The following is a 10,601-nucleotide window of genomic DNA, read 5'->3' as shown; positions in this document are numbered from 1 at the left end:
CGGTTGCGAGTGCAACCGCCCCACCGCGGATGTCATGCGCGCCTGCGGATTCACCGTCGAGGCCACCGCGCACGCATGGCGCGCGATGCCGGCCATCGTCCGGCCGCTCGTCGTCGGGCGAGCGACGCGAGGGGGACCCAGAGCGGGTGCGGACGTCCCTAGACCCGTTCCATGACGGGATCGTCCGTCGCGACCGCGCCCAGGGTGGCGCGCACCGTGATCTCGTGGGTCCTTGGCGACCAGGTGGCGCACACGATGCCGGCCTCGCTCCGGTCGATCTTGCGGGCCAGCGCGGGGGAGCGCTGCACCAACGCCGTTCCGGTGTCGATCACGTGCGCCGAGGCCACCGACTCCACGCAATCGGCCGCCGCGCCGCGCCGCACCACCGACAGCAGCGCGTTCTCCACGGCAGTGCGCATCGCCCCATCGGGAAGCTGAGCGTGCTTCCAGGCGCGCAACGCCGCGTGCATCGCGGGGCAGTCGTCGTGGCCGAGGACCACCACGAGAGGAACGCCGAGGCCGTCGACGGCATACTCGATGCTGGCCAGCACGCTGGTGTCGACGGTGTGTCCCCAGGTGCTCACGTCGAGCAGCGTCCCGGCGGCTTGGCCGAACACCGTCTCGCTGCTGAAGCCGGCGTCGGCGCAGCGGAACACCGCCGCCACCGGTCCGGCGGCCGGATGGGCGACGCCGGCGCGCAGCCGCTGCCAGGTCAGGGTCGCGTCCGTCGTGGCATCGGTCGTGTCGCTGGTCATCTCACTGGTCATCTCACTCATTTCCTTTCGTGGGGGTTCTCAGCTGAAGTACTCGGGGCGGCTGACGTAGGTCTCGGTCACGAACAGCACGCCGGGGGAGGCGTCGAGAAGGCGGCGCAGTCCGGCCAGCAGCGCCTCGACCTTGTCGTCGGGCACCACGGTGATGATCAGTTCGAGCGTCGCCTGCTGGTTGAACAGCAGCCGGCCCTGGTGATAGCCGTGGTGGCCCAGGCCGGACACCCCGGACACGCTGGTGAAACCGGTGGCCCCGACACCGGTGATCACGTCGCGCACCGCCGCCGCGTCCTGGCCTGAGACGACGACCTCGACCTTCGTCATCCGCGTGAGGGTGGGTGTCATCGGATCATCTCCTTGTCGAGAGTGGTTGTGGGAAGCGAGGTCTCGAACCAGCTGCGCCATCCGTTGCGGGTCCAGCGCTGCCAGCTGCCGAAGGCGTCCTCGCGTGCGGCGACGCTCACCCAGTCGTTGTCGAACAGCTGCTGCAGCAGCGGGTTACGGTCGATGACCATGTCGATGCGCGCCAGTGGCGCCTGGATGACCGCCAGCAGCCGCTGCGGCTCGTGGATCAGCCTGTCGCCGAACCGGACCGACTGCCGGGGCAGGCCGAGTCGAAGATCGCCGACCTGGCCGGTGAGCACCCCCGCATCGCCCACCACGTTGTGGATGGTCTTGGTGCCCGCGCCGAAGGTGTCCGGGGCGACCGTGGAGAAGTAGTACTGGCAGTTGATCCACTGTGCCACCACCAGCGGCGCGGTCATGATGGTCTCCAGCGCGGTGCCGTCGGCGTCGACGTCGGCATCGTAGGAGTGCAGAAACGTCCTGCGCTGCAGGTCGATTCCCGCGGTGACCTGCCGAGGGGCGATGACGAAGGCGGCGTTGCCCGCCAGCCCCCACTCCGGGTACACCTGCGCCCAGTCCGAGGCGCGGGCCACGACGTGGCGCGCGGCCTTCGCCGGCGACGTGCGACGCGGCGCGCCGGGCAGGTCGGCGCACCGCTCGGCGGCCAGCGCGTCGCCCGCGTGCGCGAGATCGCGCTCGAGGCGGGCGACGTCGGCACGGTGTCCGGCCGGGATCAGGTGGTCGTCGAGCACCGTGACCCGGTCGGTGGTGGTGTCGTGCACCGCGGCGACGACGAGGGTGTCGGTGGGGATGTCGATTCCGGATGCCCACAGCTCGTCGCGGACCTGGGGGTCGTTGAGGATCTGCGCAGCGGTGCGGGCGTTGGGGCCGCCGCCCTGCCCGCCGCAGGCCCCGCAGTCCAGCGAGGCCTGATACGGGTTGTTCTCGGTGGTGCTGTGGTGTGCACAGAGCACCACCAGCCGACCGAAGCCGTCGGTCAACCCGATCGAGCGAAAGAGTGCTTGAGCGAACAGGACTCGTTCGTTCAGCGGCATCCCGGCCACCGCCGGCACGGTCGCGGCCGGCGGCGCGAGGAGATCGCGCAGCCGACGGCGGAGCGTGCCGGCGGTGGCGGGAGCCGCGGTCTTGGCTGCGGCGAGGGGAGCGGCGAGCCAACCGGCGGCCTCGGCGAGGGTGAAGGGTCCGGTGAACGATTGCTTGGCGGTGTGGAAGGCGGTCTCGGCCGCGGCCAGGCTGGTGGCACCGGCGATCTGCCGCCTCGGATTCCCCAGGGGTCGTTCGGTGACGTCGTGGCTGGGAGAGATCAGCACCGGGCAGAGGTCCGCAGGCGCTCCGCCGAGCAACCCCGTGAAGCGGATCGGAACCGCGAAGAAGCCGGCGAAGCCGAACGTCTGGTAGCCACCGCGTCGTTCCACGTGCCGGCGCAAGCCCTCCGAGCGGGTGTCGATGCAGGTGACCAGCTGGGTGTGCACGGCAGCGGGGGCCGCAGTCGGCGTGTTCGCCAACGTGTCCAGCAGCCGATCCTGGTAGTGGCTTTCGAACGCCTGCTGCCACACCATCTCCCGAGCGGCGACCGGCATCGCCGCGAGGACGCGCGCTACGGCGACCAGTCCGGCCTCGTCGGCCACGCCGACGTCCCAGACCGGTAGCAGATGCGCCGCCCGGTCACGGGCGGTGGGGGTCGCGGGCCGGGTGGTGTCCGTGGCCTGTGAGTGCGGCGTCCCCGAGACGAACGCGGCCTCGTAGCTCAGCCTCATGGCCAGGTACTGCACGAGGTCGATGCCGGCGCGTCGGTCGGCGCCCCACTGGATGTGGGCCGCCCACCCGGGCAGCCGGGTCAGGTGGGCCTGCAGGTAGGTGATGCGGTCGTCGTCGTCGATGCCCAGCGCGTCGAGCGCGTGCAGCACGGCGTCGTCGGCCCGCTCCGGGGTGGCGCGCAGCCGCTTCCGCACGGCCCGGGGCAGGGTTCGGTCGTGGCGGGCCAGCCCGCGCCAGGCGGGGTAGAAGCCGTGGTGGCGGTCCGGCATCGGCCAGCCTGCCCCGCCGAGGAAGGCTGCGCACCAGGTGGCGGCGTGCGCGTCGACGTCGGCGGCCAGCCTCCCGGAGACGCGTTCGGCGTGGGTCTGGAAACGGCGCGGGGGCTCTGCGGCGGTGTGGCCGTGCAGCAGGTCGGCGCGCAAGATCTCGATCGCCGTGACGCGGCGGCCGGCGAGCGTCAGGGGTGGCTCGTCGGCCAGGTTCGGATGGCGTCGCACCAGGACGGCATCGAGGTCGGCATCGGTGATGCGGCCCTGCCGATGCAGCGCACGGAAGACGTCCTCGGGGAGGGTGCCGCGCGTGCCGTACACGTCGCTCGCGCGGCGGACCGCCTGCTCGAAGGGCATGGACTGCAGACCGGCCAGCGGGTTGACCGCGATGAAGGTGCCGAGCGGGTAGTGCGTGGGCAGCGCCCGAGCGGCGAGTCGGACGTCGCTGCGGAGCTGAGACCGCCGCGAGGCGGTGTCGGTGGAGGTCATCGGTGTGCTCCTGTCGGGTGAAGGGTCCCGGCGCTGATCGCGTGGGTGTAGAGGAAGCGCTGGAGGCCGTGTGCCGCCGGCGTGGCTCGCACCGCCGCCAGGATGCCGAGCATCGCCAGCGCAGCAACGGTCACCGCCCACACCGTCGCCGCCGACGCGATGGGTGGCGACAGTGCGGGGGCCAGGTAGCGACTGACCACGCTGACGACCGCGACGTAGGCCAGCCCCGTCGGCAGCAAGATCGTTGCGGCGCCCACCGCCCCGCCGAGGCTGGGCTGGCGCCGCAGCCAGCCCCACGTCGCGGCGGCCCCGGTCACCCAGGCGAACACCAGCAGCGCGAGTTCGGCGGCGTGGCCTTCCTGCCAGGTGGGCACCAGCAGCACACCTGCGGCCAGCGCGCTCCCCGGCAGCAGGGCCGCGGTCGCGGCGACCACCCACTGCCGTGCCCGCGGGAGGCCCGGGGGCGGCGCGAGCCGGTGGTGGCGCCGGTGTCGGGCGATCGCGGTGCCCGACGACAGGAACATCGTCGCCTTGAAGAAGCCGTGTCCGATCAGGTGGATCACCGCGGCGGCCCAGAGACCCAGCCCGCAGGTCAGCATCATGAAGCCCATCTGTGCCATCGTCGAATAGGCCAGTGCGCCTTTGACATCCGGCCGCACCAGCATGAGCACGGCGCCGTAGACCATGGATGCGGCACCCGCCGCGACGACGATGCCTGCCGCCGGCGGGGTCGACAGCGCGGCGAGCTTCACCAGCAGTACCCCGCCGCCGTTGACCACCCCGGCGTGCAGGAGGGCCGACACCGGCGTCGGCGCGGTGAGCGTGGCGGGCAACCAGCGGTGAAAGGGGATCTGCGCAGAGCGAGAGAGGGCGGCGATGACGACGAGCATCGCGATCACCGGGGCGAGTGCGTCGGTGCCGAGATGGTGCAGGCCGACGGCCGCCCAGAGCGCGCCGTCACCGATCGCGAAGGCCAGCGCGGTGCGGCGGACACCGTCGCGCGCGGTGGGAAGGTCGCGGTAGGTGCCCAGCAGCAGGCACAGGGCCAGGCCGACGGTGGTCCAGCCGATCGCGACCCCGAGGAGCGTCGTCGCGGACGCCATCACCGTGGCTCCGGACGTGAGAAGCGCTGCGCCGCAGGTGAACCAGGACGCTCGATCGTCACCGGCGAGGTAGCGCAGCGCGAAGCCCTGCGAGATGGCGCTCACCCCGAAGATCAGAAGCAACAGGGCGGCGGCGAGGTGGTCGGATGCCGACGGGAGCCCTGCGACCGCGACGAGCAGGCCCGCGACCGTCGTCGCCACGCCCAATCGTGCGCCGAACAGCGGTGCGCGGCGTCCGGCGACGGCAGCCACCGCCGCCACTGCCAGCGGGGAGACGATCAGCGTCAGCAGGGTGGGCGTCGAGGTGGGGTCCAACATGCGAAGCAAATTACGTGTATTGATTATCGCGTGTCAAGCTTCGTGTCTGAACCGTTGTGTTCGTCGGCGTGGCCCGAGCAGGGCGAGCAGCCCACGACGGAGATGGCGATCCGGAGTGGGCAACGGTGCGCATTGCCGAAGATCGTTACGCGAATCACATATGCTGTGCCGGATGCCCGCGTCCAGGAAGAACACAGCCAAGGCAAAGTCCGCGCCGCCGCGCAAGGCGGCCGCTCGAGCGCGCGCGCAACCGGCAACGCCGAAGAAGGCGCCGGAACGGCCGCCCGCGACGGCGGCAGTCCCGAAGAAGGCGCCGGAACGTACGTGGACGTTCCTGACGAATCACGCCCACGCGCTGCTGTGCTTGGCGCAGGGGGAGGCGCTGACGGCCCGTGAACTGGGTGTCTTGATCGGTATCACCGAGCGTTCGGTGCAGGCGATCCTGGCCGATCTCATCGCCGACGGGTACCTGACGAAGTCGAAGGTCGGTCGGCGCAACCTCTACACCGTGAACCCGGACGGGCGCCTGCGCCACCCCCTCGAGTCGGCGCACACCGTCGGTGAACTCATCGACGCCCTGAGCTGACGCGACCCCTCGCCGCAGGGTTCGGTGGTTCGGCAGCCCGGGGTCGCCGCTGGAGAGGGCAGTCGCGGCCGTCGTCCCATGTCACGCCGCGCACCGTCCCTCCCGGGCTGTGTCGGATTGCCATCAGCGCGGACGGAGGCCCGTTCGGTGCCGCGCCAACTGGTGGGCAAGCGCCTCGGGCGCTTCGAGGGGGATCAGATGACCGGAGTCGATGAGAACGGGTGAACGTGCCGGCGGGATGAACGGCTCGAGATGCTTGCCCAACACCGCAACTGGTTCGACCACGTCCTTGAGGCCGGCGAGGATGACGGTGTCGACCGAGATTCGCGCAGCTGCCGCGGTGATGTCCTCGGAAATGCCGTGAAGCGGCCACTCGGTCCGGGCAGGCATGGCAGCGGCGAGGCTGTCTTCGATGACTCGTGCGCGCACCGGCGCCGTCAGTGGGGATGCGGTCAAAACGTGATCGACGGCGCCGGCCACCGTTTCTGGATCGTCGTAGGCGTGGGCGAGCTGCCGTTGGAACTCCGGCGTGATCGTCGGCGGCGGTTCGGGCGGAGCGGGCGCGACCAAGATCAAACCCGCTAGCCCTTGGGGCTTTTCGGCCGCGACCAGTTGGGCAACCTTCCCGCCCATCGAATGCCCGACGAGCACGACGCTGGTGTCGAGTGCGTTCATGACCGCGATTGCGTCCGTGGTCAGCTGCGCCAGGTCGAAGGGTCCCGGCAAGGCGTTGGAGCGCCCCCAGCCGCGGTGGTCGTAGGACGCGACCGGCATGTGCGGGTCGAGGTGAGCGAGCACCGGGTCCCAGGTCCGAGCGCTGCCTCCCCAGTAGTGCAGGAACAACAGCGTTGGCCCCTGGCCGGACCGGCGGTGCACCGTCAAGGAGCCACCCTCCACCTCCACGCGCACCGCGTCGAACGCCGGGGTCATGACCGGCTCTCGGGTAGCGGGACGTGGTGATCGCTCCAGCCGGCCGCATCGACGAGGTCGAACCGGGCCAAAGACGATGGCGCAGGGCACGTCACGTCCTCCAGGTGCACGGCGAAGCCGAGCGGAGTCGCAGTCCGAGATCGACGTGATCGAAGTCGTCCCGTAGGGACATCGTCAAGGGCGGGCATCGGTCGTTCCTTCGTCTCGTGAGCGGTATGGATCAACCATGCGACGACGACGGCGCGCGCACTAGTGGCTGGATAGACATGAGCCATTAAGATCTGGCCATGATCGTCGGCGTGTTGGGCTGTGAGCAGGTGTTGGGCTTCGAGCTCATGATCCCCGGTCAGGTCTTTGGAATGGCCAACGCGTCGATGACGGAGATCGGCGACGACGAGCGCTATGACGTGCGAGTGTGCGCCGCCGACCGTGCCGCCGGCACCACCAGCCAGTGGGGCGCCGTCGAGATCCGGACGCCATTCGGCCTCGACGAGCTGACGGCGGTGGACGTCGTCATCGTGCCCGGGAAGCAGGACTTCCTCGTACCGCCGCATCCGGACGTGATCGCAGCATTGCGCGCGGCCTACGACGCCGGTGCGCGCATCGCGTCCATCTGTGTCGGAGCATTCGCCCTCGCCGCGAGCGGATTGCTCGACGGGAGGAGGGTCACCACGCACTGGCAGTGGGCCGACGCACTGATGCGGCGGTACCCCGCCGTCGAGGTCGAGCGTTCGGCGATGTTCGTCGACGACGGGCGAATCCTGACCTCGGCGGGCGTGGCCGCGGGCCTCGATCTGTGTCTGCACCTCATCAGGCAGGACGCCGGGCCCGACCTGGCAGATCGAACCGCACGGCGCCTCGTCCTATCGAGTCGGCGCGAGGGCGGTCAAGCACCGTACGTCGAATCGCCTCGGCCTGAGGATGATTCACTGCAGGGCATCGTCGAGTGGATGGACGAGAACGCGGTCCGGCCTCTGGACCTCGGCAGTATCGCCCGGCACGCGTCGATGAGTGTGCGCACTCTCAACCGCCACTTCCGAGCGCGACTCGGCACGACGCCGATGCAGCTTCTGCTGCTCATGCGCATCGAGCGCGCGCGCCGACTGCTGGAGTCCACCCACCTTTCGATGGACAGGGTCGCCGAGAAGTCCGGTTTCGCCACCCAGGCGTCACTTCGCTACCACTTCGTCCGCAGTGTCGGCGTCCCGCCCCAGAGCTACCGCGCCAGTTACCGCGAACGTCCGTAGCGGCGTCAGTCCTCCAGAGGTGTGGGTCGTCGACCCGCGCTCTCGCCGGCATTCGCGAAACGCTGTGACGCGGTTGGTGAACCGCGATGTTCGACACCGCCGAAGCGCACCGTCACACCAGCGGCTTGAAGGCCTCGGCCAGCGCCCGGTAGGCGTCCAGGCGTGCCGGGCCGCGCGGCATCCCGAAGTCGGGGACGATCACCTCGTCGACGCCCTCGTCGCGCCAGGTCGCCGCAGCCTCGGCGATTCGCGCGGCCGGACCGTAGACCACTGGTTGCGGGGAGGACTCGGCGGCGGCCTTCGCCGTGGCCTCGGCTTCGGGTGAGTCGGTGACCATCACCAGGGCCTGCGTGGACCGCCACACGGTGGCCGGATCGCGGCCCTCCTTCTCGCACGCCGCATCCAGCGCTGCCGACCGCTCGCCGAACCCACCCGGTGCCGACCACTGATTCCATTCGTGGGCGTGCCGAGCGATCAGCCGCAGCATTCGTGGACCCGTCCCGCCGACCAGCAGCGGCAGCGGCGACTGCACCGGTTTCGGCTCGCACAGCGCGTCGGTGAGCTGGTAGTACCGGCCGTCGAACGTCGTCGTCTGGTTGGTCAGCAGCCCCGAGACGACGGCGAGACCCTCGGCGAACCGGTCGACCCGTGCCCCGGGTTCGCCCAGCTCCAAACCGTACTGTTCGTGTTCGGTGACTTGCCAGCCCGCGCCCAGCCCGAGCGTGAAGCGGCCGCCGCTGATTCGGTCGACCGTCACCGCGAGATTCGCGAGCACCGCCGGGTGCCGAAACGTCATCGACAGCACCAGGTTTGCCAGGCGGATGTTCGACGTCACCGTCGCCAGTGCCGCCATCACGGCGGTGGCCTCCAGCCAGTCGCTCGTCTGCCCAGGCTTGTCGCCAGGGGACATGAAGTGGTCGGCAACGTAGAGCGAATGCCAGAACCCGTCGTCGGCGAACCGAGCCAGTTCGAGCACTTCGTCCCATGGATGAGTCGTGGACGGCCACACGGAGAATCGCACGCGGCCAGTCTAGGGGCCGATGCGTGGCGGTCCGTTTGACCCGCGGGCGAGCGAGACGTACGGTTCGAACGTAAGTAAGTAACCGGATAGTTACTGGAGGCGTACCCGTGTCCCACACCTGGCTCATCACCGGCACGTCCTCGGGCTTGGGCCGAGAATTGACCGAGCAACTCCTGGCGCGCGGCAACCGCGTCGCCGCGACCCTGCGTCGTCCCGAGCGACTCGACGAACTAGCGAGCCGCTACCCGGACACGTTGTGGGTTGGCGAGCTCGACGTCACCGACGGCGATCGGACGCGCACCGTCGTCGGCGAGGCATGGAAGGACCTCGGCCACATCGACGTCGTCGTGTCCAATGCCGGTTACGGACTGTTCGGCGCCGTCGAGGAGGTCTCTACCGCCGACATTCGGCGCCAGGTCGACACGAACGTCGTCGGCGCCGTGACCTTCATCAAGGCGGCCGTGCCCTTCTTGCGCACCCAGGGCGGAGGTCGTCTCATTCAGGTGTCCAGCATGGCCGGCCAGATGGCGGCCGCGGGAATGTCGTTGTACCACCTGAGCAAGTGGGCGGTCGAAGGCTTCGTCGAGGCGCTGCACGAGGAACTCGGACCGTTCGACATTCAGACGTGTTTGGTCGAACCGGGATCTGCACGAACGGAATTCGGTGCCGGATCGATGACGATCGGCGAATCCCTGACCGCCTACGACGGCACGCCCGCAGCCAAGATCCGTGGTCGCCGCGAGCGCAGCCGCGAGTCCATTCCTGGCGATCCCGCCAAGATGGCCGCGGCCATCATCGCCGCGGCCGAGGCCGTGACGCTGCCGCGCCGCCTGATCCTCGGCTCCGACGCGCACGAGTTGATCGTGAATTCGATTCGCGCACGACTCGACGAGGCGCAAGCGCAGCAACGGACGGCCGCATTGACCGACGCCGACGATTACTCGCCCGTCGCGCGCCGCTGACGACCTCGACGATCGGTGGTCAGGGCGCGACGAACCACGGCGCGCAGCGCCTCGCGGTGATCGGAGAGTCGGCGGTCCGAGTTGGGGTCGTGCGACCCCTGCACGCGCAGCGCATCGGCCGCGCTCAGCCAGCTGCGCGCGAGGCTGAAGAGCATGGCCATGACGTCGGCTGGGTCGAGATCGGGGACGACGACGCCATCCCGTTGCGCAGCACGTATTGCGTCGAGTTTGCGGGCGTAGGAGAGCTGCTCCTCGGGTAGGGCCGGACCGCCCTCCACGCTGCGCCACAAGGTCAATCGCAGTGCGGTGGGGTCGGCCAACAGTTGATCGAAGTACGCGACGGCGTAAGCGCCCAGGTCGGTGGCATCGAAGGGCACCTCCTCGAGCAAGGCCGCGATGTTGGCTTCGATGACTGCGTTGAACAGGCCGGCCTTCGAGTCGAAGTACGCATAGATCATGCGCTTGTTGGCCTGGGCCGCCTCGGCGATGCTGTCGATCCGAGCCCCCGCCAGCCCCCGGCGCGCGAACTCGTCCCGGCCGGCCGCAAGCAACCGCATTCGCGTCGCCTCCGCGTCGCGTACGCGGCCATTGCGGGGCTGCTTCTCGACCATCCGTCGAGCCTATGACGTCGCAGCCCGTGAACAGGCCATTGCGCTGGTCGAGCGTCGCCGGAGATCCCGGGGCGCCCGCGTCGTCGAGCAGGCGCCCGGCGGCGCCGGGAATGGCGTGTTCGCGCTCGTCGCCGACCGGACGGTTCGGTCGGCGACCGCGGAGCGGGCGGA

Annotated in this window: 10 protein-coding genes; 3 read left to right on the top strand and 7 right to left on the bottom strand. The window is 70.0% G+C overall.

What is annotated here, in order from left to right:
* Positions 1–158 precede the first annotated feature (158 nt).
* From AC30CM_RS13195 to AC30CM_RS13180, 4 genes are read right to left on the bottom strand one after another with little or no spacing between them, the layout of a single operon-like run.
* On the bottom strand, positions 159–767 hold the full coding sequence (locus tag AC30CM_RS13195) for a carbonic anhydrase (protein ID WP_490117329.1): 609 nt from the start codon (positions 765–767) through the stop codon (positions 159–161).
* Between the two features lie 27 nt (positions 768–794).
* The gene (locus AC30CM_RS13190) at positions 795–1,115 is read right to left on the bottom strand and encodes a P-II family nitrogen regulator (RefSeq protein WP_490117328.1); all 321 of its coding nucleotides are present in this window, start codon (positions 1,113–1,115) and stop codon (positions 795–797) included.
* On the bottom strand, positions 1,112–3,652 hold the full coding sequence (locus AC30CM_RS13185; RefSeq protein WP_490117327.1) for a DUF2309 domain-containing protein: 2,541 nt from the start codon (positions 3,650–3,652) through the stop codon (positions 1,112–1,114). Before AC30CM_RS13185 ends, AC30CM_RS13190 begins: the two co-directional genes overlap by 4 nt.
* Positions 3,649–5,073, bottom strand: coding sequence for a proton-conducting transporter transmembrane domain-containing protein (locus tag AC30CM_RS13180; RefSeq protein WP_490117326.1), 1,425 nt, complete (start codon positions 5,071–5,073; stop codon positions 3,649–3,651). Before AC30CM_RS13180 ends, AC30CM_RS13185 begins: the two co-directional genes overlap by 4 nt.
* Positions 5,074–5,407: 334 nt before the next feature.
* On the opposite strand from AC30CM_RS13180, the gene AC30CM_RS13175 reads away from it, so the two are divergent.
* Positions 5,408–5,659, top strand: a complete 252-nt coding sequence (locus AC30CM_RS13175; RefSeq protein ID WP_490117372.1) for a MarR family transcriptional regulator — start codon at positions 5,408–5,410, stop codon at positions 5,657–5,659.
* Positions 5,660–5,782: 123 nt separating this feature from the next.
* On the opposite strand, the gene AC30CM_RS13170 is transcribed toward AC30CM_RS13175, so the two are convergent.
* Entirely contained in the window at positions 5,783–6,589 is an 807-nt protein-coding gene (locus AC30CM_RS13170) for an alpha/beta fold hydrolase (protein WP_490117325.1), read from the bottom strand.
* A gap of 287 nt (positions 6,590–6,876) precedes the next feature.
* On the opposite strand from AC30CM_RS13170, the gene AC30CM_RS13165 reads away from it, so the two are divergent.
* Complete coding sequence (locus AC30CM_RS13165) at positions 6,877–7,836, top strand: GlxA family transcriptional regulator (RefSeq protein WP_490117324.1); 960 nt, start codon at positions 6,877–6,879, stop codon at positions 7,834–7,836.
* A gap of 112 nt (positions 7,837–7,948) precedes the next feature.
* Here the strand turns inward: AC30CM_RS13165 and AC30CM_RS13160 are convergent, their stop codons facing one another.
* A complete protein-coding gene (locus AC30CM_RS13160; RefSeq protein ID WP_490117323.1) occupies positions 7,949–8,857 on the bottom strand; it encodes an LLM class flavin-dependent oxidoreductase in 909 nt (302 codons plus the stop codon).
* 107 nt (positions 8,858–8,964) lie between these two features.
* Between AC30CM_RS13160 and AC30CM_RS13155 the strand changes: the two genes are divergently transcribed.
* The gene (locus AC30CM_RS13155) at positions 8,965–9,819 is read left to right on the top strand and encodes an SDR family oxidoreductase (protein ID WP_490117322.1); all 855 of its coding nucleotides are present in this window, start codon (positions 8,965–8,967) and stop codon (positions 9,817–9,819) included.
* On the opposite strand, the gene AC30CM_RS13150 is transcribed toward AC30CM_RS13155, so the two are convergent.
* Complete coding sequence (locus tag AC30CM_RS13150) at positions 9,795–10,430, bottom strand: TetR/AcrR family transcriptional regulator (protein ID WP_490117321.1); 636 nt, start codon at positions 10,428–10,430, stop codon at positions 9,795–9,797. The two genes, AC30CM_RS13155 and AC30CM_RS13150, sit on opposite strands and share 25 nt — an antisense overlap.
* Positions 10,431–10,601: the final 171 nt, after the last annotated feature.

The sequence above is a fragment of the Mycobacterium sp. DHQP2018-32-09 genome (genome assembly GCF_058148405.1).
The sequence above is the reverse complement of the archived record's forward strand: the minus strand, read 5'-3'. Positions and strand labels throughout refer to the sequence as shown.

What these genes read in the sequence shown, in the direction of transcription:
- AC30CM_RS13180 (WP_490117326.1), bottom strand. Translation starts at nt 5,073, where the DNA reads ATGTTGGACCCCACCTCGACGCCCACCCTGCTGACGCTGATCGTCTCC.
- AC30CM_RS13190 (WP_490117328.1), bottom strand. Translation starts at nt 1,115, where the DNA reads ATGACACCCACCCTCACGCGGATGACGAAGGTCGAGGTCGTCGTCTCA.
- AC30CM_RS13170 (WP_490117325.1), bottom strand. Translation starts at nt 6,589, where the DNA reads ATGACCCCGGCGTTCGACGCGGTGCGCGTGGAGGTGGAGGGTGGCTCC.
- AC30CM_RS13185 (WP_490117327.1), bottom strand. Translation starts at nt 3,652, where the DNA reads ATGACCTCCACCGACACCGCCTCGCGGCGGTCTCAGCTCCGCAGCGAC.
- AC30CM_RS13150 (WP_490117321.1), bottom strand. Translation starts at nt 10,430, where the DNA reads ATGGTCGAGAAGCAGCCCCGCAATGGCCGCGTACGCGACGCGGAGGCG.
- AC30CM_RS13165 (WP_490117324.1), top strand. Translation starts at nt 6,877, where the DNA reads ATGATCGTCGGCGTGTTGGGCTGTGAGCAGGTGTTGGGCTTCGAGCTC.
- AC30CM_RS13195 (WP_490117329.1), bottom strand. Translation starts at nt 767, where the DNA reads ATGACCAGTGAGATGACCAGCGACACGACCGATGCCACGACGGACGCG.